Here is a 24,055-nt window from a genome sequence, read left to right on the forward strand (position 1 = left end):
CCAGTGTCCGTGGATGGTGGTGGTGGGAACACCACCCTCACCGCTGTGGGCGTGTCTCTCCCAGCCCGGACAGTAGGCTGGGAACGTTCGTGTAGAACCGCATCGAAGGGACTTGAGTTTTGGCTTACATCACCGTCGGAAACGAAAACAGCACCGGGATCGAGCTTTATTACGAGGACCATGGGACGGGCCAGCCAGTGGTCCTTATCCACGGCTACCCGCTGGATGGTTCATCGTGGGAGAAGCAAACTGCTGCCCTGCTGGATGCCGGCTACCGCGTTATCACCTATGACCGCCGGGGTTTCGGTAAGTCGAGCAAGCCCACGGTGGGCTACGACTATGACACCTTTGCCGCGGACCTCAAGACCCTCCTGGAAACCCTGGACCTGAACGATGCCGTGTTGGTTGGTTTCTCCATGGGCACCGGCGAGGTTGCACGCTACATCAGCACCTACGGCTCCGCCCGGGTGGCAAAGGCTGTATTCCTCGCATCGTTGGAACCATTCCTCCTGAAGACCGATGACAACCCGGACGGTGTTCCCCAGGATGTCTTCGATGGCCTGTCCCAGGCCGTGAAGGCCGACCGGTACGCCTTCTTCACCGACTTCTTCAAGAACTTCTACAACAGCGATGCCTTCCTGGGGACAGAGCGGCTCAGCCAGGAATCCGTGGACGCCAGCTGGAACCTTGCCAGCCAGTCGGGCGCGTTTGCTTCCGCAGCCGCCCAGCCCACGTGGCTGACTGACTTCCGCGCGGACATCCCCAAGATCGATGTTCCAGCGCTGATCGTCCACGGCACCGCGGACAACATCCTTCCCATCGACGTCACCGGGCGGCGCTTCAAGAAGGCGCTGCCCAGCGCCGATTACCAGGAGATCGAGGGTGCTCCCCACGGTCTGTTGTGGACGCACGGCGCCGAGATCAACGAGGCCTTGCTGGCGTTCCTGAAGAAGTAGCAACTCCTACTTTTTGAGGCGGAGCTTCCTGGCTTTCCTGCCGCTACGCAGGTACTCCTGCTGCGCGGCGTCGGCCTTTGCGCGTTCTGCGGCATGGAGCAGACCGTAGGTGAAAGCGCTGTTACTGGCACCGGAGGCAGACCCCAGCTTCAAAAGCTCGGCACGGGCCATGGCGCTGTCCTGATGTTCACCCAAAATGGTCTGGACATCATGGGCAGCGTCCGCGAGCTTTGCGGCGCGCTTCCCGTGGACACTTTCAGCGGTGGCCGCGGCAAAGCGCAGCTTCTTGGCAGTCTTGCGGACGTTGTGAAACGCAGAGTCACGTGAAGGCCCGACGGCGGCACCCACCGCTGCATCGTGGCGTTTGGCGAGGCGTTTGCCCGCTTTGTTAACGAGCTTGGCTGTGGTCTTGCGTGCCGGCCCGGTTCCTTGCGGTGCAATTGCGGGAGAGTCCAGGAACGCTTCGAGCCCATCCAGGAGCCGGAAATAGCGGGGGCTGTTGAGCCGGGTCCTGATTGCTGCCATCGCCGTGTCCCTCCGAACGTTCATCCGTTCATCCAGTTCAGCGTGGAGAGGACCCAAGACCATCTTCATTGGCAGTTCGTCCACATCCTTTCGGAGCCGCTCATGAAGGACCTCTACATCCCGGTAGCGTCCAAGAGTCCGAGCCAACGATTTCAGCTCAAGCTCAAGTTCCCGAACCGGGGAACCCTTGAAAAGCTTGCGGTAACTATGGAGCACCGAACGGATCCGGCGGGTCAGTGAGCGCATCTGATGGACGGAATCGTCACGGTTCATCCGCACATGCGCGTCCTGCAAGAGCAACTTGGCCAGTTGGGCGTCGAGGTAGTTCAGGACAGGTACCACGGCCGGTCCCTTGCCGCTGGCGACCTCGCGGCCGGACCCCTTTGCACGCGGCCAGGAATCTCCCAGGGCTGTTGCCAGTTTGGACGACCGCCCGCTGGGGCTTGCCCCGGCGCCAGTGAGCTGGCTTGCCACGGCATCCAAAATGTCGTCGCCGTTGTCCGCGGGCCCGCTGCCGTTAAGTTCCACTTCCCATTCGCGCCATTGTTGTTCATGGGCGTTCCCCAGCGACACACGTGCCCGCACGTGGTCATCCACGAACTCCGCAACCCGGCCGCCGTCGTCCTTGTAGAGGGGGTAGCTGGTGCGTTCGGTGTTGAGTGTGGCGATTGCCATGACTGCGTGTCCGCGCGTGTAGGCAAGGATCCGGTCCATGAGTTCCACCGGCACTGTATCGGCCTGGCCCAAGGGTGCATGGATTTCGGTGCGACGTCCCGGGCTGTGGGGAAGCTTGAGGTGCCAACCGGCGTCGGGGCCTCCTGTCCTGCGCCGCAACGTGATTCCACGGGCCGCAAGCGCGAGGTCATTCGTGTCGAAATAGACCGCCTCCAGGCTATGGGTGACTGGCTCTCCCACGCGGGCAACGCCGTCGATCCTGTCAAGCGTGGGAAGCGGCGTGGAAGGATCGACGTCGAACTTCCGCTCTGCCTCTACGTTGCTGGACGTAGCCATCACTTCTCCTCACTGGAGCCTGTTCTTCGTAGCACCCATGGAGGCCGGCCCGTTCGCTGGCCGACCTCCACCGGTATGGGGCTTACACGAACCCTTTAAACCAATGCTCCTCCGCCTTCGTCCACATCACCACCGGATACTGTGCCACGCCAGGCTCCGGTCTCATGGCCTTGGGCCTCGATGAACTTCTTGAACTTGTCCAGGTCCGCGCCCACGCGCAAACTGTCAGCTCCCACTGCCGAGCCGGCCTTTTCCGCGAGGGTGTCCGGCTCCCATTCGATCTCTACATTGACGCGTGTGTGCCCCGCGTCCAACGGTTCAAACGTCACGGTTCCCGCATTGCGCGGGCCGTCCACGCTCGCCCAGCTGACTAATGCATCAGGCACCTGCTCGATGATCTGGGCGTTGTATTCGCGCTTCACGCCGCCCACGTTCGTTGCGAAGTGGAGGGCTGTGTCGTCGATCTGCTGCACGGACTCCACGCCATTCATGAACTCAGGAAAAGTCTCGAACTGCGTCCACTGGTTGTAGGCAACGGACACGGGTACATCTACTTCAACTGACTTATTGACGGTAGCCATAAGGTGTCGCTCCTTCGATGTGTCTTCTTGTAGTGCGTTGTATGTACTGCGCTCTAAAGTGCCGGACTCTTTTGAGCCGGGCAGTGCCGGCGGCGCGCCAGCCGGCTGGCTGCATAACCGGTGGCGCGCCTGTCTTATGGGCGCGCCGGGGTTACGGCCTAACCTGCGTCGAAGTTCTCTTCGTCGTCGTCCTTGGGTGACTGGTCCCGGGGCAGATCATTGCCGCTGCCATCGGCCAGGGAGTCTGTAGGCTGGTCCAGATTCTGCTCGGCATGGGACTGTTCGTCGATGCCACCGAAGCGGCCGGCGCCAGGTTCGCCTGCGCTGTCCGAGTCCTCAGGATCCAAATGGCTGAGGTTTGGTGCGCCGGTTGCGTATGTTTCGCCATCAGGGCTGTCCTCGCTCAGGCCGGCTTCGCTGAGGTCCTCTTCCACGCGGGGCTGTGCCTGCGATCCGCCCGCTTCCTGCTCTGCTGTGGGGGTGCCGTAGCCCCCCGCTTCCTCTTCTGGCGTGGCGTTCTGCTTGTCCATGTGACCTGTCCTTTCCGTGCGGTGGAACGTGTTAATGGAACACTTCGAACCTATAAGGACGGTTGGCGACGTGTCCATGCTTTGAAGAAATTAGTCAGCAAACTTAGCAATTTCATGCTTGAGGCGCTATCGTGGCAGCCCCGATTCATAAGCCACGAAGTCCGGACGAAGCACCACCTCCCGTGAACCCATCATTGCGATGTCCTCCCACAGCACCAGGAACGATCCCCGATGCCACCAACGCAGGAGCTGCGCCACTGGCCACGGCTGCGTCATACCTTGCCGTTCATAGCCAAGGAAAGACGACGCCGTCCGTGGACTCACAATGATGCCCACCACGCGGGCTTGGCTCAGGAGCTGGGTAGGCGCCGAATCCAGGGCGAAGCGGACGTCTGAAACCTCTCCCAGCCGGTCACCACTGCTATCCACCACCTCGCTGCCCAGCATGTCAGTCAGGATCATGGCTACCTCCCGGGATCCGCCCGATCACATGGGTCCGAAGCCACCGCTCCACCCACGACGCGTCGAGTGAGTCCGAACGCACCCCAACCGAGATGACGGTGTCGACGCCGGACACGACGTCCCATGGAATACGGATCAACCTGTTCGACGGCGGCCTGCCGCCGAAGATCCGCGTGCCCAGTACCGGACCTGTCAGCAGTGCCGTAATGCTCGGCGGTGAAGCACCTTCGGGAATGGGCTCGTCAGGTGCGGGGCCACTCAACTCGAGGTCGTCGACAGTGGTGACGGGTACGCCGTCGACGTCCAACACCTGCCGGTCCAGCAAGTGCAGCTGCGCGTCCAGGACCAACCCTGCCGGACGCGGCGCAGGCCTGATTTCATGCGGCTGGATCTTCCTGCGTTTAGCGGTACTCATGCGCCTGCTCCGGTAATGATCATGAGTGGAATGGCAGCCAAGGACGCGGCCAGGATAATCACCAAATAGACCAACCCGGCGATGTTCACGGCCCTGTTGTTGACGTGCTCACCCATGTATTGGGGATCGTTCGCGACAATCAGGATCGGTAAATAGGTCAGAGGCAGCGCGATCGCGGAGAACACCACGGAGTACTCAGTGACCAGGATGGGGTCTACGCCAGTGGCGAGGACAGCGGCACCCGCCAGAAGGACCACGATCATAGACATATGGAACCTGGCAGCCTGCGCCGGGCGCCGGAACTTTCCCCAAGACCATCCAAAGAACTGCGCCAACGTGTAGCCGCTGGACAGCGTAGTCTCCAGCGCCGCACCGAAGGTGGCGGCCACAAGGCCCACAATCAGCACGGCCAAGGCAAGTTGGCCTCCGGCCAGGGCAACGGGCAAAGCCACTTGCGAAAGCGTGGTGACGCTGATTCCCGCAGGCAGGAGAACGACGGCGGCGCACGCGGCGATTGCCACGGAAAGGAACCCGCCCAGCGGGAAACCGAGCAGAACGTTCATTCGGGCCTGGAGCAGATCCTTGACCTTCCACCGTTCCTCCACAGCGCCCGAGGAAAAGAAGAAGACCTCGTAGGGGGTCATGGCAGCACCGAAGAGAGCGATGGCAAAGTACCAATACACGCCAGCGCCTTCCTCCTGAGGCACCGACGGCGTGAACGCTTGGGTGGCCAGGACACCCCAATCGGGCTTGAGCAGGAAAAGCGCCACTGCAAAGACCACCAAGGAGAGTCCCAGGAGACCAGTGACGTTCTCCATGATTTTGAACTTCACGCGCCAAATCACCAGCCACACGGCCAGCAGCGCGACGGGGACCCAGAGCAGGTAGGCCACGCCGCTGGCCAACTGCAGGGCCAGAGCGATGCCGCCGATCTCGGCGGTGACCGTCATCAGGTTGATCAGGAAGGAAGCGCCAAGGTTGGCCAGTCCGGCGCGCGGTCCCATGCGTTCGCGAATCACCTCGAACGTAGCCCGGCCGGATACCGCTGCCACCCGTCCTGACATGTTGGCAAAAAGGCAGATTCCGACGACGCCGACCACCACCACCCACGCCAAGGAAAGTCCAAAGCGGGAGCCTACTACGGCGTTGGTCACCAAATCCCCGATGTCTACGAAGCCCCCGATTGCAGTCAGGATGCCCAGTGCAACGCCGAGGAGCCGCTTCACTGGATGCCGGCCTTGGTCATGAGGGCTTTGAGCTGGTCCGTTGCACTGCGCAGTTCGGCCAGGACTTGGGGCAGGCCATTCTCGCCTGAACCCGATTGCCCCTGTTCGGGGCCGCTGGGTTGCGGGCTACCGGCAGGAGCCGTCAACGCGTCGCGTGCATGCAGCAAGGCGCGCGAGACTGTGGCGAAGGATGCCAACATGTCATCACGGAGCGACTTTTCCTCCTCCGTGGGAGCGCTGAAACCTTCAACTTCATCGGTTGCGGACTCGACCTCGCCCAACATGTCATCTGCAGCAGTAGAGCCGGCAGCCGCCGTCGTGCTGTTCTTGATCCTGATTTCCACCGCCAGGGTAGTGGCCTGGACGGCAGAGAAGACGTCCTTGGCTGGTCCCTTAAGCGCCTCCGGGGAAGGACGTTGTGAGCATGCCGTCAGCGCTCCGGCGAGTACCGCCAGAGCCAGAAGAATCGTCGTCAGGCGCTTGCCGTACCGGCTCACGATGGCTGCGGAACCTGGCAACCGGCTTGTGGATCCATGCCTGTGTAATTAAGGGGCCCGGCCACAATATTCAGGGCGATGGTCGCAAACTGCGAACACTGCGCGGGTGGGGCGTTGTAATAGCCGCGTTGGCCGGCCGCTATTGCTCCAATGACGAGCCACACAACTACGAACAGCCCAATAATTGAACCGATTCGCATTTCTTCCCCAATCGATAAACGGAATTACTGCCCAGCTATTAGTACTGGCTGGGTGACCAAAGGGCGCGGTCGGGCCCGGGATCCCTTCCCTGGCCGCGACCGCAAAACCCATGTCAATCCGAAGGATTGGTTTCGGTAGTCAAACCGCGATCGTCTGCGGTCCGCTCATCTTTTTCTTCTGCCGGCCCGGGTGGATTCGCTGATTCATTTCCCTCGGCATCGGCGGCATCTTCCGAACCTTCCCCGGATGCGTCGCCAACAGGTACCTGATCGCTGGAGTCGGGCGCCCCAAGATCGCGCGGGATCGGATGACCTGGCGTCGTGATCCCATCGTGCACCTGACTGAAGCCGGCAACTTCGGTTGGATCAGTTGTCATACGCGCGACCGGCCCCGGCCCAGAACCCAGCCAATGAGCGCCAGGACCAGCAAGATAATTCCTACCCACAGCAGGAAACTCAGGGCCTGGTTAAAACCGCCAACAAGCAGCAGCACGATCGCAATGACGCCGGCAATCACCAATAGTGTGTTCATCTAAGCTACGCATCCCTTCAAACAAATTTGTCCAGTTAGGAAGGCGTCCGCTGGGACTCCAATTGGAGCTCCACCCCAAAGCAACGGGCACCGAACGGAGAAATGTTCTCTCCTTATTCCGTACTTACCCCAAATGACAACAGTTCAAACAGAACCGCCGCCCTCGAAGCACGTGCACAGCATCATGATAGGCGCGCATTGTGTTCCGGCGAAGTATTTCAACAGGAAACTTAGTACCTCTTCGCCGAAAAAGCTCCAAGTGCCTGGCTGATCTCCCGCGCAGTACCCGCGGCGGCCTCTCCGTATTCCTGATACTTGGCAGGCACGATCCTGCTTGACGGCCCGGAAATGGAGATTGATCCTGCCGCCACACCGCCTGGCCCCAACAAGGGAACCCCGATTGAGGTGATTCCCGTACTGAGGCCCTGCTCATTGATGGAGTATCCGCGTGCACGGGTTTCCGCGATCATGGCCCGGAGCTGCGCCGGGTCCACCACCGTTTGCGGCGTTAAGGCTTCAAGGGGCGTGGCCAGATAATCATCCACGATTTCGTCCTCAGCAGCGGACAAATAGGCAATTCCGGTGGAGGACGCGTGCATCGGCAAGCGGGATCCCAGCGGCAGGAAAGCCCGCAGGACATGGGGCGTGTCGAGGCGTTCGATGATGAGCATGTACCCGCGGTCCGGAACCGCGAGGTGGACAGTCTCCGTGGTGTCCAGCTGCAATGCATTCAGGGGGCCCATGGCGGCGTCGCGGATAACCGAGCCGCTGCTGCCCCGGCTGGCCACGGCGAAAGCATGGTTGGTCAGCACCCACTTTCCGGCCTGCGCTTCAGACTGCGCCACCCATCCCAGTTCCGCCAGGGTCCTGAGCATGCGAAGGACCGTAGCCTTGGGGACGTCCACCTCACGGCTCAGCTCCGACAGGCCTGCCGGCTGGTTGTCCGATACGGCTTCAAGAACCCGGATAGCCGTGACCACACTCTGCGTACTCATTCACACTCCCCCTTGACCGCTCACTTTCTTATGACCTACGGTACAGGCGATTTCCCAAAATGAACCATTGGTTCATCCAGTGAACCGACGATGTTTGATTGGAGAACGGGTCTTGGAACAACAAATAGCTGCCCTCGCCATCTTTGTAGGCGTCTTTGTCCTGGCAACCCTGCGCAAAGTGCACATTGGCGTGCTCATGTTCGCAGCGGCTGCGGGCGTTGGCATTTGGATGGCTGGAATGACCATCGACAAAGTGGTGGCGGGGTTCCCCATCGGGATCCTCGTCCTGCTGGTAGGAGTCACGTATTTCTTCTCGATCGCCCAGGCCAACGGAACGATCGACCGCATCATCGAGCTGGCCATCACCAAAGTGGGTGACCGGGCGTTCTTTCTTCCCATCGCCTTTTTCGCGCTCACCATCGGCATATCGGCCATGGGCTCCCCCTTGGCAGGCCTGGTCATGGCACCCATTGGCATGCCGCTTGCCAAACGCTATGGCATCGACCGCATGCTGATGGGGATCGCCATTGGATCCGGTTTGAGCGCAGGCGGCTTCGCCCCCACCAGCTTGTTCGGCATTGTCACCTACGGCACAGCCCGTGCGGCAGGGATTGACCTTGATCCCCTGGTCCTCTTCAGCGTCGCACTGGGAACCAATCTCCTTCTGCTGGCCGCCGCTTACGTCATGTTCGGTGGGTTCAGGCTTCTCAACACGCGTACCGCTGACGGTTTCGGCACCCAGCTGCCATCCTTCAGGGCAAGCCGCCCGACGCCGTCGCACCCCTTTGAGCGCGAAGGCAACATCGCCCGAGGGAAGCAAGCAGCCGTCCAGGTCCTTGACGCGGCCGCGGCGTCGGAGGTACCGGCGTCGGAAGTACCGGCGTCGGCCTCAAAGCTCAACCGCAACCAAATCATCACAGTGCTGTGCATGGCAGGGCTGGTTGTCACGGTCATCCTCATGTCGGTCCTGGGCTCAAATCCGGACATCGGCGTTCTCTGCTTCGCATTCGCCTCGGTCCTCACCCTTTGCGATCCGCAATCCGGCAAATCGGCAGTGGCCAAGATCGACTGGTCCACGGTGTTGCTGGTTGGTGGGATCATCACGTTCGTCGGAGTCCTTCAGACCATGGGAGCCGTCGCGATGCTCGGCGAAGCAGCGGGCGCCGTCGGGACTCCCCTGCTGGCCGCACTGGTGATCTGCGGGATCGGCGGACTCATCTCCGCGTTCGCCTCCACCACCGGGATGCTGGCGGCGCTGGTTCCCTTGGCCCTTCCGCTTGTGGCTTCCGGAGACATTGCCGGGTGGGCCGTCATCGCCGCACTGGGCGTGTGTTCTTCGATCGTGGACGTCTCACCGTTCTCGACCGTCGGCGCCACCTTCGTGGCCACCGTCGATGCAGACGAGCGGCCCCGTGTCACCAGGCTCCTTACCCGTTGGGGCCTGTCCATGGTGGTGGTCGGGCCACTCCTGCTGGTCGGCGCCTTGGTGATTCCTTCCAGCCTCTAGCCTTCCCGCCCACTCAGGCTTCTCCAGATTTCCTACGCACGAAAGGTGCCCACAATGCTCAAACCACTCCGCGGAATCACCGTGGTCGATCTCAGCCGAGCCCTCGCGGGACCCTACTGCACCGCACTCCTGGCCGACATGGGCGCCAGGATCATCAAGGTCGAAAGCATCAACGGCGGCGATACCGCCCGTCAATGGCCGCCCTTCCAGGATGGCCACAGCCTGTACTTCGATTCCGTGAACCGGAACAAGACCTCGGTTTGCGTTGATTTCTACTCAGCAGAGGGACGCGACATCCTCTCCACGCTGATAGCCGGAGCCGACGTCCTGGTGGAGAACTTCAAGCCCGGCACCTTGGCGAAAATGGGGTTCGCCCCTTCGCGGTTGGAAGAACTCAATCCCGGGCTTGTAGTGGGATCCGTCACCGGGTTCGGCAACACCGGGCCCCTCAAAGACGACGCCGGCCTGGATCAGGTCATCCAAGGGATGTCCGGGCTGATGTCGGTCACTGGGCCGGGCCACGGTGAAACCTACCGCGTGGGGATACCGATCGTGGACGTCACCTCCGGAATGGTGTGCGCGTTTGGGATCCTCGCAGCGCTGCTCGGAGTCCGCAATGGTGAGCGCGTTGGCAAAGTGTCCACCTCCCTTCTGGAGACGGCACTGAACCTGTCCGCCTTCCAGGGACAGCAGGCGCTCAGCCTTAAGGAAGCGCCCACAGCGCAGGGCAACAACCATCCCGTCATCGCCCCCTACGGCAAGTTTTCCACCGCCACCGAATCCATCAACATCGCTGTGGGCAGCGACAAACAGTGGAAGGCATTCTGTAGCCTGCTGGATATTCCCAAGGCTGTGGAGGATCCCCGCTTCATCACCGGGGCGGACCGCTCGGCGAACAGGCAGCAGCTTAGCGAACTCATCGAAGCTTCCTTGGTGGTCAAACCGGCAGACGAATGGGTGCCGCTGATCAGCCAGGCGGGAATCCCCTGCGGCCCCATCTACGACTACACGCAAGCCCTGGCCTCCGAACAGGTCGCCGCGCTGGGCCTTGTCCAACACGGCCAGCGGCGGGACGGCTCTGAGCTGCCCCTCCTACGCGGACCGCTGAGCCTGGACGGCGAGGCCAGCGAGATCGTGTCGCCCCCGCCGCTGCTTGGCGAACACACCACCGAAGTACTCATGGAGCTGGGAATGACCTACGACGACGTCACGCGGCTTGAGCGCGAGGGCCGCGTTCTGTGCGGGGCCTGCCTCGGCTCCGGCCAAGATTGGAGCACGGCGATGAGCACAGTTTCCCAAGCTTCCCGTGTTTCCGCGGGCCGTGTTTCCCATGCCAGCCGTGTGGGCCGCATAGCGGTTTCCGTGGCTGATGGCATCGCTACCGTGGAAATCTGCAACCCTGCCCAGCGCAATGCCCTAACAAAGGCAATGTGCTTGGAAGTACAGGAGCTGATGCCCCGGCTCGACGCCGATCCCGATGTTGCCGTGGTAGCTCTGCGCGGTGCGGGCGACACTTTCTGCGCAGGGGCTTCCATCAAGGAACTCTCCTCAGTGCTGTTGGACCCCCAGCCGGACGGGTCCGTTGTTGACCATCTCAGCCTGGCCGATCACGCCATTGCATCGCTTTCCAAGCCCACTGTCGCCTTGGTGGATGGCGCCTGCATGGGCGGAGCATGGCAGATCGCCTCAGCGTGCGACTTCATCATCGCCAACCAGCGCGCAGTCTTCGGGCTGACTCCGGCCAAGATCGGCATCATCTACCCGCGCCCGGGCATTGAACGGTTGGTCCGGCTGGTGGGGCACGCCAACGCCAAATACATCCTCCTTACTGGGCAAACATTCACTGCGGACCAAGCCCAAGCGCTGGGTTTGGTGGCCGACGTCGTTCCTTCCGTTTCCTTTGAGCAACAGTGCGAGGCGCTTCTCGGGTCGCTGCGGAACCGTTCGCGCTTCTCGATGCATTCCATGAAGCGGTTGGTGGACCTGGATGCCTCGGACGGGCAAACGGACATCGATCAGGAGTGGGCCGCCGCCTGGTCCGCTATGCCTGACAGCCCTGACATGGAGATCGGCATCAGCGCGTTCCTGAATCGGGAGCAACCCCGGTTTACTTGGCGGCCCTTTGGGTGAACGGGCATTGCCCGGGAAGTGATCTATGCCTCAATCAGGGCACACCACCGGCCTCCCCTCCGTTGGAAGAGAGACGACGGGAGGCCCCATGCTCATTGTTCTGACAGGAATAGACGGCTCAGGAAAGACGACGGCGGCCCGCGCCTTGGTGGACTCGGCTCGCGCTGAGGGGCACAACGCGCTGCTGCTTAGCAACCATGCTGCACGCAGACGGATGTCGCTCGTTGCGGAGCGATTTGGGTGGAAGTTGCCGCCACGCGGTGCCGATTTTGTAGAGACCTGCATCCGCGTGGTCAACGTCCTTGTTTCGCATACCCGAGCCCTGCGGTTCGACGGCTTGGTGGTCATGGACAGGCACCTGCACTGCCAACTGGCCCTGCGCCTCGCGGCTGGATTGAGGCGGGGCTGGTTCCTCCCGTGGCTGCAGGAAAAGCTCCCGGCCCCGGACCTCGTAGTCCACTTCGAGGTTGACCCGCGGTGTGCCCAACGACGGATCATGGCGCGCGGTACCGATCATGAAGAGTTGGCAGACCTGGAAGCGTTCCGAACTGCTTACGGCTCCCTGCCCGAGTTCGACGACTTCATGCGGGTTGACGCCAACGGAACGCCAGAGGACACGCTCGCCCAGCTGAACCAGGTGATCTCCGCGAAGGAAACCGTCCGGGTTTGAACCCAACTGAGTCGCATTAGAGCGCGTTTAGAGCCGTCAAAACGCGCTCAGCTGCGACTCAGTTGGGTTCTCCTGGAAGGAATGCCGTGGGCGGCCTACGGCGTTTCGACGTCGTGCAGCAGCCTGCCCGCCTTGACGATTCTGGTGCTGATTTCGTTCGCGACTGCTTGCGCGTCGATGGTGGTGACGCAGCGAACCCTGCCCTCGGGATCAGGGGTGAACGTGCTCAAGCCCGCCGAATCGCCGTCGCACGTGATCGCGACAGTACCGGGTGCGGACACTTCGAAGAGCTCCGGGCGAAGCAACGTCAGGACTGTGATGGGGTCGTGCGGGACATTCCATTCCTCGTTCCAGAACGCCCACCATTGCCGGATATCGGCGTCAAGCGCTTCTCCCAGCGGGCCGGCCCGCAGCGATCAGTTCGAGCTGGTCCCGGCGCATCTCCACTTGGCGGGTCACTTCAAGGCCGGTGACGGTGATGTTGAGGGAGGATGCGAAAACGGTCCGAGCTGCTTGGTCATCACTGCGGAAATTGTGCTCGGTCTCGCCCGTGCCGAACGCTCCGCCCATGATCCACAGATGCCGCACATTGCGCTCGAATGCTGGATCAGCTTCAAGGGCCGCTGCGATGTTCGTTAGGGGTCCGATTGCCATCACATCGATCTCGCCGGGATGGTTGGCGACTTCCCGCACGAGATACGCGACAGCGTCCTCGGACTCGATGATTTCCTGCGGAAGTCCTTCATGCAGGGAACCCTCGTGGCCGGGCCACCACACTTCGCGGCCTGACTTCGGACTGGCAATTCCTTGATATACGGCGATATCCCGGCCTGACAGTTTGCCGAACCGCTTTGCGAGACGCGCCCGCAGCAGTGTGTCGCCATACACGGTAGTGACGCCAAGGAGTTCAGCCTCGGGCGAGCCAAAGATCAGGGCCAAAGCCAGTGCGTCGTCGACGTCGGATCCAATGTCAGTGTCAAGAATGATGCGGTGCTGAGCACCCATGGTTGTTCCTTCTGTAGATTAATTCGGGCAGGGCTGTGCCATGCCGAGGTGGTTGATAGGGAGTTACTTGAGCCCGGTGGTGGTGACGGACTGGATGAAGAAGCGCTGGAACCCAATGATGATGGCGAGTGGAATCACTGTCAGGACTATCGATCCAGCGAACATGACGCCGTAGTCCACGTTGAACTGGCCTTGGAGATTGGACAGGGCGATAGGACCCAGGATGTGCTGCTCGTCCGTGCCATTGAGCAACGGCCAAACGTAGGACTGCCATTGGAAGAGGAAGAGCGTCAGACCAGCACCAATGAGGGACGGAACCGATAGCGGCAGATAGATCCGCCGGAAGATGCCCCACCACCCCAACCCGTCCAACCGGCCTGCCTCCACGAGATCCTTGGGGATGGCAAGGAAGAACGTGCGCAACAGGAAGATCGCCATGCCGTTGCCCAGACCGGGAAGGATGAGCCCGGCATAGGTGTTCTGCAGGTTCCAGTCACGGAAGAGATCCGCCAAGGGAATTGCGATGGCGTCGAACGGGATCAGGAAGCTCACGACAACCACCACAAAGACGGCGCCGCTTCCACGGAACGGAATGGCAGCCAGGGCGAACGCTGCCATGGAACAAATCACGAGGCCGATCACCACCGTGGCCGCACTGACGAAAACCGAGTTCAGCATGGCCAACCCCAGGTTGCTGCGCAGCAGCTCGGCATAGTTGTCCAGGTTCGGCGTCAGGGTGAAGAACGTCTCCCATTGCAAGGGGTTGAGGTAACGGAACGTATCGCCGCCGGGCCGGAGCGAATTAACGAACGTCCACCAGAGCGGGATCAGGAACAACAGCCCAACGCAGGCGCCCAGGACACTCAGCGCGATGTAGCCAACGGTCCGGCGGCCCGGAGCTTTGGTTGCGGCTGCCGCGCTCATGCCGCATCAGAGCTCCGAAGCAGCCGGAATTGCACAGCAACGACGGCGAGGGTCAGTAACACGAGAATGATCACTTCCGCTTGGGCTTTACTAAGATCCCCGAGGGTGTAGGCCCGGGTGTAGATGTCATACATGAGCAGGTTGCTCGAACCTGACGGACCGCCCTTGGTGAGTATTTGGACGGGCGCGAAAATCAGGAAGTTGGAAACGGTGTCGGCAACCAGGACGAAGGCAAGAGGTCGGCGGACCAAGGGGAACGTGACGGACCAGAGCTTCCGCCAGGCCGAAGCTCCATCAATGGATGCGGCCTCGTAGAGTTCGTTGGGAACATCGTTGATACCGGCGATCAGGAACAGCATCCAATAGCCGACCCCGATCCAGCTCAAGAGCACCATGATGGAAGCCAGCGACTGCTGCGGCGAGGTCAGGAACGGCTGCGCCGGAAGTCCCAGAAGGTCCAGGAATGAATTGCCCAGGCCGTCCGGCCGGTAGATTACGCTCCACACAACCGCAGAAACTGCAGGAGGGACTGCTATGGGAAGGACAACCAGGGAGCGCCAGACCTTCGCGCCGGCAGCCTTGCGGGTGTAGAGAACAGCAAGCAAGAACGACACAGCAATCTGGAGAGGGTTCACGATTGCCGAAAAGACGAGCGTCACTAAGAGGGCGTTGTTGAAGTCTGCATTGCCAAAGAGATCTGCATAGTTCTCAAAGCCCACAAAGACTGTTCCGCCGCGCAGAAAGCTTTCCCGGAACAGGCTCTCCCACAGGGCCACGCCCGCGGGTGCAAGACGAAGCACTATCAGGCTGATCAAAGCCGGGGCCAGGAAGGCGCCCGCTACTGCCACCAACGATGCACGCCTCCTGCGACGGGACGGACGCATAGCCACGGCTCGATGCTGCGTTGCAGGTGGACGCTTGATTGTTTGCGACGGGGACATGGCTAGAGCCGCTTCCAAGCATCAGAGATCTGTTGAGCTGCCTGCTTCAGCCGTTCATTGACCGGACTTCCATTTCGGATATCCGCGAAGGCCTTGCCCATGATTTCTTCAAACTGGATGTAGCCCACACTGACAGGGCGCGGCTTGGCCGTTTGACTGTTTTCGTGTGCGATCAGCTCGGCCAACCCCTTGCTCTTGTCGCCACCCAGCGCCTCCAGCTTGGGCAGATACTGGGCCGTTGCAGCGCTGTTGGCCGGGATGATGGTGGTCGCTTCGGTGGTGGCGAGGTTTCCCGCCGGGTCCAGGGACGCAAACTCCAGGAACTTCTTTGCGGCAGCCTTGTTCTTGGATGCGGGATTGATGCCCCACGACCACGAACCTGTTGGCGTTACCTGGCTTCCGCCCTCGAAGTACGGCATGGGCGCCACGCCCCAATCGATGTTCGACTTAGCGAATCCGCCAACATCCCAGGGACCTCCAACGAAGTACGCCACATTGCCGGATGTGAAGACCGGACTGGTCTGGAAGCCGCCAACACCCCGCGGAGAAAGCCCTGAGGAGAACGTGTCCGCGTACCACTGCATGGCCTTTTCCCAGCCGGCATTGTTGATGTCGGTGGTCAGCATCTTGTCACCCGTGATGCCTGAACCTCCACCGGCGGACTCGGCGAGCGGCTGCAGCTGGTAGTACGCCTCTACCTGTTCCAGCAGCAGGCCGTATTGCGTCCCCGCGGCCTGGACCTTCCTGGCGTCGGCAACCACCTGTTCCCACGTCATACGGTGGGCCGGATCGACCGAGGGGTGCTTTACGCCTGCAGAATCCAAGGCCTTCTTGTTGAAGAACAGCATCTGGGTGGAGTTCCAGATGGGCAAAGCCCAGAGCTTGCCTTCGGAGACGTTCACACTGAACTGCGCATCAGGAACGGCGGCCTTGGTCTGCTCTTTCAGGTCGCTCAGGTCCTCAAGGAATCCTTGGGCAGCCAACTGGGAGAGCCTCGGCTGATCGACGGTGTAGACATCGATCGTGTCGTCCTTGGCGCCAAGCCGTTGTTGAAGTGTTGGGTTGAGTTGGTCAAAAGGCACCTGCGAGTACTTGACGCTGATGTCGGGGTTCTTAGCCTTGAAAGCGGCAATGACTGGTGCAAACGTCGCCGGGTCTTCAGGACCAAGCAGGTTGACGGTTCCTGTACCTGGACCCTCGCTTCCCATTGCCTGACCTGGATTCTGGGAGCTCGTGGAGCAGCCGGCTAGGAAGATCGCACCGGCGGCAAACAGCGACGTCGCTGCTAAGAGTTTGCGCTTCACGGGAAGCCTTTCTGGAGATTGAGTCGAATGCGAGAGGAGCATCTAACCGGTTAGACTACTCGGCCAAGATAGCTTTGACAAGGGATTCCCAAGAGTTCAAATGGCAAGCGGCCAGCCTGTATGATCAACTCATCTACCCGGTTAGACCCCCGACATCAGGAGAAGCCAATGCCGACAGCCAGAGACGTGGCAAAACTGGCTGGAACGTCCAACGCTGTTGTGAGCTATGTGTTCAACAACGGGCCCAGGGCGGTTTCCGCAGATGCGCGGGAACGCGTACTCAGGGCTGCCAAAGAACTGGACTACAAACCAAACGCGTTGGCTCGTGCACTAAGTGCGGGCAAAACCATGTCCATCGGCCTCATCGTCCCGGACATCGCCAATCCATTCTTTGCCGAACTTGCCCGAGCGCTGGAGGTTGCCGCTGCGGATCGCGGCCACCTTCTTTTGATTGGCGACTCCGCAACTATGGAGGAGCAGGAACGCCGCCTGATGGAGTCATTCATTGAAAGGAAAGTCGACTCCATCATCCTTGTCTCGCTCTTGGACGAACCGGACCTGAAACCGATCAATGTTGCCGGCCTGCCTGTCGTGGCACTCCACCCACTGTCCGCCGGGCAACGTGCGTCGTCGTTGAGCATCGACTACGAGCAAGCCGCCTACGTGGCTACGCGTCATCTGCTGGACGAGGGCTATCAGAGCATCGGCCTGCTCAATGGACCGGTGGACTCTGTGGGCACCCGGCAACACACCTCGGGTTTCGAGCGCGCCGTTGCTGGCACGTCCGTAGCTGTCTCCCGGCGGGCTTCACCTATCTCCCGGGCTGGAGCAGCCGAGGTTGCAATGGACTGGCTCCGCGCTTCCGATGCCCCGAGGTCCATCTACGCAACAACCGACGAGCAAGCGCATGGTGTCCTCTTCGCCGCGTACACCCTGGGACTTGCCGTTCCGGATCAGTTAGCGGTGATAGGGGTCGACGGCACCGCAGCCTCCGCGTTTTCCGTGCCTCCCCTGTCTTCCATCCGGCAACCGACACAACTCATTGCGAACCGTGCGGTGCAAATCCTCATCGACGGGACCAGTGACGGAACCACCGTGACCGAACTCTTTGACTTCGAGCTGATCGTTCGAAAATCGTCCCGCGCCTGACAAACCGGACCGTTCAGAGGCTGAGCCCCATGGCAGCTTTTGGCGGCGAAAACAACCGTTGAATCTCCCCAAAGCCCCGGAGTAGGGTGGCCGGACCGTCCAACCACATCATCGTCTGGGAAAAATCTGGGAGAACCATGACACATGTGAGACGCCAACTGGCTGCGGTCACCGCAGCCCTGGCCCTGAGCGTGACTAGCGGAGCGGTGGCGGGTCCTGCCTTCGCCGATCCTCGCGAAACTGACAAAAACCCCACTGCCACCGGGTACGGCGGCGCGGTAAGCACGGTGGATCCGGAGGCTTCAGCGGCCGCCATCGAAGTCCTCCGCAAGGGCGGTAACGCTGCGGACGCGGCTGTGGCCGCAGCTGCCACGCTGGGCGTCACGGAACCGTATAGCGCAGGCATCGGAGGCGGCGGCTACTTCGTGTTCTACGACGCCAAGTCCAAGAAAGTCAGCACCATTGATGGCCGCGAAACGGCACCGGCAACTATGCCGAACGATGCTTTCATCGATCCCGCCACCGGCAAGCCCTATCTCTTTACGACCAAGAGGCCCGAACTGCCAACCAGCGGCGTCTCTGTCGGCGTCCCCGGCACCCCTGCCACGTGGGAACGCGCACTTGAGCGTTGGGGAACTTTGGACTTGGGCGAGGCACTAAAGCCGGCAATCAAGGTAGCCAACCGAGGGTTCGTGGTAGACGAGACGTTCCGGAACCAGACGCTGGACAACAAGTTCCGTTTCAACACCTTCACCTCCACCCAGGACCTTTTCCTCCCCGGTGGCGACGCTCCCGCCGTCGGGAGTATCTTCAAGAACCCCGAACTGGCCGAGACGTACCGCCTGCTGGCGAAGCAAGGCACCAGCGCTTTCTACACGGGTCCGCTCGCAGAAGAAATTGTTTCCGCAGTAAAAGCACCGCCGAAATCCGGCGAGACTGACCTGCCCGTACCGGTCGGGTTCATGACAACCGACGATCTCGCCGGGTACAAAGCCATCGACCAGGATCCGACGCACGTGAACTACCGAGGCTATGACGTCTACGGAATGGCGCCGTCCAGCAGCGGTGGAACCACTGTTGGCGAGTCGCTGAACATCCTGGAAAACTTCGAGCTCAAGGACATGCAGCCGGTGGACGCGCTGCACCACTATTTCGAGGCCAGCTCGTTGGCGTTCGCCGACCGTGGCGCTTATGTGGGCGATCCGGCCCTTCGTTGATGTTCCCACTGATGTCCTCACAGACCCGGTTTTCGGGAAGGAACGCGCCTGCAAGATTGATCCGACTGCTGCAGCTCCCAAGCCGGTTACCCCGGGAGACATAACAACGTACGACGGCGCGTGCCCGGCCGCGGCTGCACCGCTCGCCGACGAGACGGACACAGAGAACATTTCCACCACCAACCTGACGGTCGCCGACAAATGGGGAAACGTGGTGGAGTACACCCTGACCGTTGAGCAAACAGGTGGATCCGGAATCGTCGTCCCGGGCCGCGGATTCCTCTTAAACAACGAGTTGACTGACTTCAGCGCCGAATACAAGGCGACTGATCCCAACAGGATCCAGCCAGGCAAACGTCCCCGTTCTTCGATGTCGCCCACCATCATCCTGCAAGACGGCAACCCGTTCCTGGCCCTCGGTTCGCCGGGCGGATCCACCATCATAACCACCGTGCTGCAGACCATCCTGAACCGCATTGACCTGGGGATGGATATCTCCGAGGCTATCGCCGCTCCGCGGGCTGCTCCTCGAAACGGTCTCACCGTGAGTTCCGAGCCGGCGTTCATTGATGCTTACGGCCCCGCGCTGGAATCGTTGGGCCATGATCTGGTCCCGGCCGGTGATGCTTTCACCTCGGCGGCCGAAATAGGCGCAGCTACGGCGATTGAGTTCGGCGAAGGCGGAAAGCTCACGGCTGCAGCTGAGCCGACGCGTCGTGGAGGTGGATCGGCGATGGTTTTGAAGCCAAGCAGCGGGCCGTGATTGACGTAGGTATTAGCCAGGAAACAGGCCTCGGACTGTCGCCTGAAGCTTGTCCAATGCAGGGCTCCGTTGGTTGCCGGCAGGTTGGGTGTCGGCAGCGAACTTCATGAGTCCGCGGCAGGCAAGTCCCGCGTCTGTCAGTTCACCGCTCAACAGGAAGTCCATCAGCTCGTCACTTGGCAATAGCCGAACGAAGCCCGCCTCGGACGCGTCCCACAAGGGGTCGTTGCCGGGGCGGGCTTCTGCTGCGATGACGAGGTGTTTGCGCCTGCTTGAGTTGGCGGACCACCACTCGGATCCTGCGTAGTAGATGGCCGACGAACCATAGCCCGTTTCCTCCGCCAACTCGCGTTGGGCCGCATCTACCGGAGTTTCATTCTCGTTCAAGTAGCCCCCGGGCAGTTCAAGCAAGGTCTTCCCTGGCCCGACGCGGAACTGCTCAAACAGCACCACCTCGGTTCCGCCCTCCGTGAAGGCGAGAACCGCGGCGGAGTCCGGGCTGGCAATCACGTCCCAGGTTGAAACTGAGCCGTCAGCTTCCAGGTACGTGTCCTGGTTGATGGTGACAAAACCTTTGTACGCCCGCGTAGTCCAGAGTTTTCGCCACAATTCGTCCAAATTGCTCACTCTTGGCGGTTGGTCTTGAGTTCCCGGCAGAATCTCCACAACATCACCAACGAAGCCGCCGCGATGATGATTCCGGACACAAGGGACCAAACAGATTCGCTGCTGCTTGAGAGGAGAATATAGACGGCGTAAGAGGCCATGGTGAGGGCGAGAAGAAGCCATACCAGCGGTTTACGATTCACAATGAGTTCCTTGATTTCTTGATGGTTATCAGGCCAAGTCACGCTTGGAGAACACGTCGCAGGCTGCCCCCAAGACGATTAACAGCCATGCAAGAGCCCCGGAGAAAGACCCCGACGGCGGTATGTGGACTGCCGCTTGATTCGCCCAGTCGGCAGCTTGGAACGGAAAGAGGTACGCCCCGGCATTGCCCAGGGGCAGGACCTGCGGAACCACCAGACTCAGCGGAACTGCGAAGAGGCTCACAAGATGGCTGCGAATGAGGGACCCGATCGCGAATCCCCAAACGGATCCCATCGCCGCCATTCCAGCGAAGGCCAGCACCACCTGTGGGCTGACCTGCCATCCTTCTGGAAATAGTGCTCCGGACAAGCCGAAGGCGGCGCCGACGATCACACCGCTCAGGAGTGCTGCAAGAACTGTTGTCAGTGCTCGGGCAATAAATGCCGGGATCCTTTGGAACAACAGGACCCTGCGGGTAAGGCACCCTGCCCGGAAGTCGGCCGTGAACGAGCAGGAGCCCATCACGCCCGCACCCGTGAGCATGAGCGACAGGCCTGCCTCTCGGAGAGGTCCTTCGGGAGAAGGACCACCCGTGGTGGGTTCCAGATTGGCTGCCACCAGGAGCGTGCCCAGTAGACCGAGAACCAGCACGGACGCAGTCCCGGAGCCTTTCCACAGCCACGGACGGCGAAGATCGGCAAGAAGCACGGGCATCATCTAGAACTCCTTTCTCTGGAGCACCGCGACGAGGCAGGCGCCGGCTGCGAGTAGCCACGCCAGCGACACCAGGAACGCGGAGCCTGGTGGAAGAAGGCCCTCAAAAGGCAGGGAGGCAATGCCCGCCAACGCGCCGGAGGGCAGCCATCGCCCTATTTCGGGCTCGTTTGCCACGACGGGCAGTTCGACGGCGAGCGGTATCAACATGGTGACGATCGTCGTCGCGTAGTAATGCCGAATAATCCAGCCCAGCGAGCAACCCCACAGGGAAGCAACAGCTGACGCGGCCACGACGCCGGGCAAGGACCGCCAGGACTCTGGGGAGAAGAGTTCTGCGCGCAATTCCGGCGTCAGGGTGAAAACGACGCTGGCTCCCCAAGCCAGAATTCCCGCCGCCAGGGTGCCAAGGCCAACCACGAGCGCAGCAGCGTACTTGACCGCCACAAGCTGCACTGACCCGGACATCACTAGGCTGTGTCGGAGCGTCCCGTAGTAGGACTCGCGTGTCACCAGGTAGCTCCCGGCAAACGTGGTCACGATCGCAATGCTGGTGGCCAGAGCCCAAAACGCTTGAATATTTTCCGTCGCGGACAGCTGATCGGCACTATCCGGCCAGCCCAGGAAGTTGGCCACGAACCAGGGCACCAAGGCGCTGAAGGCCAGGATGCCCAGAATCGAATATCCGCTGAAGTACCTGAGTAGCTCTGCGCGTAGTCCACAGGCCCAGTTGGAGTGGGGACGCCCCGTCACCGGGCACCCTCCAGGATCTTGAAATACGCCGATTCGAGGCTGCCGCCACCAAGATCCTTCGCTTCCTCAAGGGTCCCGTGGAACAACGTCCGCTGCTTCAGGAAGACGACGTCGTGGACCACTTGTTCGAGCTCCAATAGCTGGTGGCTTGAAACCAAGGCACTCCCGCCGGATTCGGCGAACCCGTGGAGAAAGCCGCGCAGCCACTGGATGCCTTCCGGGTCCAGACCGTTGGCAGGCTCGTCGAGGACAAGCAGCCGGGGGTTTCCGATGATCGCGGATGCAATCCCGAGGCGTTGTTTCATGCCCAGCGAGTAGTCCCGGACCTTCCTGTCCGCGTGGGCTGCAAGATCCACCTGGTCCAGGACCCGCTCAACGTTTTCCCTGCCCACCCCTGCTGCCAACCGGCAGATCTGCAGATGGCGGCGCCCCGTTAATCCGGGCTCCACTTCCATCCCGTCCAAGTTCACTCCAACCTTGGTGGCCGGCCTCTTGAGCGAGCGATAGTCCATTCCGAAGACCGTTGCACGACCCGACGTGGCCTTCACCAGGCCTGTCAGCCCGGCGAGCGCCGTACTCTTTCCCGCACCGTTGGGGCCGATCAATCCCACAACCCGCCCGGCCGGCACATTGAACGTCAGATCGTCGACGGCAAGCCGTTGGCCCCTTCGCTTGCTGAATCCCTCGAAGCTGGCGTGGATTGTCATGAGTGCCCTTTCGTTGATTCGTCGGGTTCGGCTTGTCCGGGCCATAACGGCGAATGTGAAATGGCTTGCCAGAGCCACTCCGCCACATTCGTTTGGCGCCCGCTGATTACCTCCGCCCGCCCCGATGCGGGGAGGGTGGTGTTTCCTTCCAACTGGCCGACGTACGCCAACACGGGCAGGGTGGTGTCTGCGAGCGCTATCGGGACGACGGTGTCCACCGGTGCCATGGTTGACGACGGCGGGAGGTCGCCAATGGTGGCCCGGCCCAGGTTTTGATGGATGATCATTCCCTGCGACTGCAAGGTGACGCTGTCGCCCGGTTCCAGCGATTGATCGGCAGCTTGGTTGGATGTCACGATGAGCAGCTGACCATTCACATAGGTGTAGCCCGCAATGGTCACAGGACGTACAGGGATTACGACGAGAAGCGCCCCGATGGCAAGAGTTCCCAAGAGCATGATGAGGGCACGCCTCCACACTGGGCTGCCGTTCTGCGCGGCCACGCGGAAAAACTGAATCAAGCTTCTGCAAGCCACCACGACGAGCAGGCAAAGGACGGCAAAGACCACAATGTGCCCGGCGTAGCCGAGCTGCAGGAAAATCGGCACGACGCGTTGGAAGCCAATGACCATGAAGCCGACGCCTGCAATGGAGCTCGCCAACCCGAACCAGGGAAGCAAACCATTACCGCGAAAGGTGGCGCGCGCTCCAAGAAACCTTGAGCAAAGGACGTCGGCCAATGCCTTTATGGATTTCCGGCGAAGGTGGGGAATGTCCACAGCGGCCATCAAGGCAACGTAGCCGTCCAGCTTGATGAACGGGAAGAGATTCAAAATGGCGACGGCCCAACAAATGACCCCATACAGCAGCGCCGCATCTTTCACCGAGGATGCCGGTAGGAAAGCCTGCGCCGCCAGCGCAATGCTCCCTAAGCCAAGATGCACCAGGGGCCCTGCCAGGGCAGTCACAACCCGCTGCTTCCGGGAGCTCAACCGCCAGCCATCGGTTACGTCGCAGAAGAATGCCGGAGATAGGTAGAACAACATGATGCCAATGCGTCGAGGTGTACCGCCAAAGTAGCTGAGGGCCACTCCATGGCCGAGTTCATGCAGCAACGTGGAGGCCAACATCGCACCTGCAACATTGACGTATACATCCAGGGCCAGTGGGCGTGCCAAGACCCGCCAAATGTCCGGCCCAGCTGCCAGGGCGCCGAGGATGCCGCCTACGAGGAGCAAGGCAACGGGAAACGCAGCTATTGGCCGCGCCACGGCAGCAACAACAGGCCGGAATATCGTCAGGATCGGCGCCGGATTGAACAAGGTGAACTGCACCGTTAACGGTGCCCGGAACTTGACCCTGCGTTCCCTCGGCAGGTGCGCACCGCCGTCGAAGATGCCGGTGTGCGTCAGCTGGCGAACGATTCCCATGACGTCGGCGGCAGTCCAAGGAGGCCCCAAGGCGTTGGGCAACCTGGGCAGGATTTTTCTGGCCGTCAATTGTCCTGAGCACAGCAGCTACATCTGCTGAA

Annotated in this window: 27 protein-coding genes and 1 pseudogene; 6 read left to right on the plus strand and 22 right to left on the minus strand. The window is 61.2% G+C overall.

The annotated features are described in order from the left end of the window. Window positions 1–119: 119 nt before the first annotated feature. The gene (locus tag LDP01_RS10650; protein WP_224088951.1) at window positions 120–956 is read left to right on the plus strand and encodes an alpha/beta fold hydrolase; all 837 of its coding nucleotides are present in this window, start codon (window positions 120–122) and stop codon (window positions 954–956) included. Between the two features lie 6 nt (window positions 957–962). Here the strand turns inward: LDP01_RS10650 and LDP01_RS10655 are convergent, their stop codons facing one another. The 11 genes from LDP01_RS10655 to LDP01_RS10705 form a co-directional block, all read right to left on the minus strand. Continuing rightward, the gene (locus tag LDP01_RS10655; protein WP_224088952.1) at window positions 963–2,492 is read right to left on the minus strand and encodes a CYTH and CHAD domain-containing protein; all 1,530 of its coding nucleotides are present in this window, start codon (window positions 2,490–2,492) and stop codon (window positions 963–965) included. A 95-nt stretch (window positions 2,493–2,587) separates the two neighbouring features. Continuing rightward, window positions 2,588–3,073 carry an SRPBCC family protein gene (locus tag LDP01_RS10660; RefSeq protein ID WP_224088953.1) on the minus strand — a complete coding sequence of 162 codons (486 nt, stop codon included), beginning with the start codon at window positions 3,071–3,073 and terminating at the stop codon, window positions 2,588–2,590. A gap of 158 nt (window positions 3,074–3,231) precedes the next feature. Further along, window positions 3,232–3,603: a hypothetical protein gene (locus LDP01_RS10665; RefSeq protein ID WP_224088955.1), complete on the minus strand. Its 372-nt coding sequence runs from the start codon at window positions 3,601–3,603 to the stop codon at window positions 3,232–3,234. A 126-nt stretch (window positions 3,604–3,729) separates the two neighbouring features. Continuing rightward, window positions 3,730–4,065 carry a PRC-barrel domain-containing protein gene (locus tag LDP01_RS10670; protein WP_224088957.1) on the minus strand — a complete coding sequence of 112 codons (336 nt, stop codon included), beginning with the start codon at window positions 4,063–4,065 and terminating at the stop codon, window positions 3,730–3,732. Continuing rightward, window positions 4,052–4,480, minus strand: coding sequence for a hypothetical protein (locus tag LDP01_RS10675; protein ID WP_224088959.1), 429 nt, complete (start codon window positions 4,478–4,480; stop codon window positions 4,052–4,054). Before LDP01_RS10675 ends, LDP01_RS10670 begins: the two co-directional genes overlap by 14 nt. Beyond that, a complete protein-coding gene (locus LDP01_RS10680) occupies window positions 4,477–5,706 on the minus strand; it encodes an Nramp family divalent metal transporter (RefSeq protein ID WP_224088961.1) in 1,230 nt (409 codons plus the stop codon). The genes LDP01_RS10675 and LDP01_RS10680 overlap by 4 nt, the downstream gene beginning before the upstream one ends. Beyond that, window positions 5,703–6,203: a hypothetical protein gene (locus LDP01_RS10685; protein WP_224088964.1), complete on the minus strand. Its 501-nt coding sequence runs from the start codon at window positions 6,201–6,203 to the stop codon at window positions 5,703–5,705. Before LDP01_RS10685 ends, LDP01_RS10680 begins: the two co-directional genes overlap by 4 nt. Then, entirely contained in the window at window positions 6,200–6,403 is a 204-nt protein-coding gene (locus LDP01_RS10690; protein ID WP_224088966.1) for a hypothetical protein, read from the minus strand. The genes LDP01_RS10685 and LDP01_RS10690 overlap by 4 nt, the downstream gene beginning before the upstream one ends. Window positions 6,404–6,516: 113 nt before the next feature. Next, window positions 6,517–6,780: a hypothetical protein gene (locus LDP01_RS10695; protein ID WP_224088967.1), complete on the minus strand. Its 264-nt coding sequence runs from the start codon at window positions 6,778–6,780 to the stop codon at window positions 6,517–6,519. After that, complete coding sequence (locus tag LDP01_RS10700) at window positions 6,777–6,935, minus strand: hypothetical protein (protein ID WP_216926527.1); 159 nt, start codon at window positions 6,933–6,935, stop codon at window positions 6,777–6,779. Before LDP01_RS10700 ends, LDP01_RS10695 begins: the two co-directional genes overlap by 4 nt. A 230-nt stretch (window positions 6,936–7,165) precedes the next feature. Continuing rightward, on the minus strand, window positions 7,166–7,930 hold the full coding sequence (locus LDP01_RS10705) for an IclR family transcriptional regulator (RefSeq protein ID WP_224088968.1): 765 nt from the start codon (window positions 7,928–7,930) through the stop codon (window positions 7,166–7,168). 112 nt (window positions 7,931–8,042) lie between these two features. Between LDP01_RS10705 and LDP01_RS10710 the strand changes: the two genes are divergently transcribed. The 3 genes from LDP01_RS10710 (at window position 8,043) to LDP01_RS10720 (ending at window position 12,237) form a co-directional block, all read left to right on the plus strand. Beyond that, entirely contained in the window at window positions 8,043–9,437 is a 1,395-nt protein-coding gene (locus tag LDP01_RS10710) for an SLC13 family permease (protein ID WP_224088969.1), read from the plus strand. A gap of 54 nt (window positions 9,438–9,491) precedes the next feature. Further along, entirely contained in the window at window positions 9,492–11,567 is a 2,076-nt protein-coding gene (locus tag LDP01_RS10715) for a CoA transferase (RefSeq protein ID WP_224088970.1), read from the plus strand. Window positions 11,568–11,655: 88 nt separating this feature from the next. Further along, window positions 11,656–12,237, plus strand: coding sequence for a nucleoside/nucleotide kinase family protein (locus LDP01_RS10720; protein WP_224088971.1), 582 nt, complete (start codon window positions 11,656–11,658; stop codon window positions 12,235–12,237). A 95-nt stretch (window positions 12,238–12,332) separates the two neighbouring features. On the opposite strand, the gene LDP01_RS10725 is transcribed toward LDP01_RS10720, so the two are convergent. From LDP01_RS10725 to LDP01_RS10745, 5 genes are all read right to left on the minus strand, one after another. Beyond that, complete coding sequence (locus tag LDP01_RS10725; RefSeq protein WP_224088972.1) at window positions 12,333–12,518, minus strand: hypothetical protein; 186 nt, start codon at window positions 12,516–12,518, stop codon at window positions 12,333–12,335. A gap of 100 nt (window positions 12,519–12,618) precedes the next feature. Next, window positions 12,619–13,242 (minus strand): nucleoside hydrolase, encoded by a 624-nt coding sequence (locus LDP01_RS10730; RefSeq protein WP_224088973.1) that lies wholly within the window; start codon window positions 13,240–13,242, stop codon window positions 12,619–12,621. Window positions 13,243–13,305: 63 nt separating this feature from the next. After that, complete coding sequence (locus LDP01_RS10735; RefSeq protein WP_224088974.1) at window positions 13,306–14,166, minus strand: carbohydrate ABC transporter permease; 861 nt, start codon at window positions 14,164–14,166, stop codon at window positions 13,306–13,308. Further along, window positions 14,163–15,050 (minus strand): carbohydrate ABC transporter permease, encoded by an 888-nt coding sequence (locus LDP01_RS10740; RefSeq protein WP_224091168.1) that lies wholly within the window; start codon window positions 15,048–15,050, stop codon window positions 14,163–14,165. The genes LDP01_RS10735 and LDP01_RS10740 overlap by 4 nt, the downstream gene beginning before the upstream one ends. A 59-nt stretch (window positions 15,051–15,109) precedes the next feature. Further along, window positions 15,110–16,411: a sugar ABC transporter substrate-binding protein gene (locus LDP01_RS10745; RefSeq protein ID WP_224088975.1), complete on the minus strand. Its 1,302-nt coding sequence runs from the start codon at window positions 16,409–16,411 to the stop codon at window positions 15,110–15,112. 168 nt (window positions 16,412–16,579) lie between these two features. Between LDP01_RS10745 and LDP01_RS10750 the strand changes: the two genes are divergently transcribed. Both LDP01_RS10750 and ggt read left to right on the plus strand, forming a co-directional pair. Beyond that, entirely contained in the window at window positions 16,580–17,560 is a 981-nt protein-coding gene (locus LDP01_RS10750) for a LacI family DNA-binding transcriptional regulator (RefSeq protein WP_224088976.1), read from the plus strand. A gap of 137 nt (window positions 17,561–17,697) precedes the next feature. After that, window positions 17,698–19,540, plus strand: a pseudogene (gene ggt / locus LDP01_RS10755) (gamma-glutamyltransferase). A 12-nt stretch (window positions 19,541–19,552) separates the two neighbouring features. Here ggt and LDP01_RS10760 read toward each other — a convergent pair. The 6 genes from LDP01_RS10760 to mpaP are packed head-to-tail and all read right to left on the minus strand — an operon-like array spanning window position 19,553 to window position 24,023. Further along, window positions 19,553–20,167 carry an NUDIX hydrolase gene (locus tag LDP01_RS10760; protein WP_224088977.1) on the minus strand — a complete coding sequence of 205 codons (615 nt, stop codon included), beginning with the start codon at window positions 20,165–20,167 and terminating at the stop codon, window positions 19,553–19,555. Further along, window positions 20,164–20,349, minus strand: a complete 186-nt coding sequence (locus tag LDP01_RS10765) for a hypothetical protein (protein ID WP_224088978.1) — start codon at window positions 20,347–20,349, stop codon at window positions 20,164–20,166. The genes LDP01_RS10760 and LDP01_RS10765 overlap by 4 nt, the downstream gene beginning before the upstream one ends. Before the next feature lie 28 nt (window positions 20,350–20,377). Beyond that, window positions 20,378–21,067, minus strand: a complete 690-nt coding sequence (locus LDP01_RS10770; protein ID WP_224088979.1) for a hypothetical protein — start codon at window positions 21,065–21,067, stop codon at window positions 20,378–20,380. Beyond that, a complete protein-coding gene (locus tag LDP01_RS10775; protein ID WP_224088980.1) occupies window positions 21,068–21,817 on the minus strand; it encodes a hypothetical protein in 750 nt (249 codons plus the stop codon). It lies immediately after the preceding gene. Continuing rightward, window positions 21,814–22,524: an ABC transporter ATP-binding protein gene (locus LDP01_RS10780; RefSeq protein WP_224088981.1), complete on the minus strand. Its 711-nt coding sequence runs from the start codon at window positions 22,522–22,524 to the stop codon at window positions 21,814–21,816. The genes LDP01_RS10775 and LDP01_RS10780 overlap by 4 nt, the downstream gene beginning before the upstream one ends. Then, window positions 22,521–24,023 (minus strand): daptide biosynthesis intramembrane metalloprotease, encoded by a 1,503-nt coding sequence (gene mpaP, locus LDP01_RS10785; RefSeq protein ID WP_224088982.1) that lies wholly within the window; start codon window positions 24,021–24,023, stop codon window positions 22,521–22,523. Before mpaP ends, LDP01_RS10780 begins: the two co-directional genes overlap by 4 nt. Window positions 24,024–24,055 lie beyond the last annotated feature (32 nt).

The sequence above is a fragment of the Arthrobacter sp. StoSoilB13 genome, assembly GCF_019977255.1.
GTDB lineage: Bacteria > Actinomycetota > Actinomycetes > Actinomycetales > Micrococcaceae > Arthrobacter.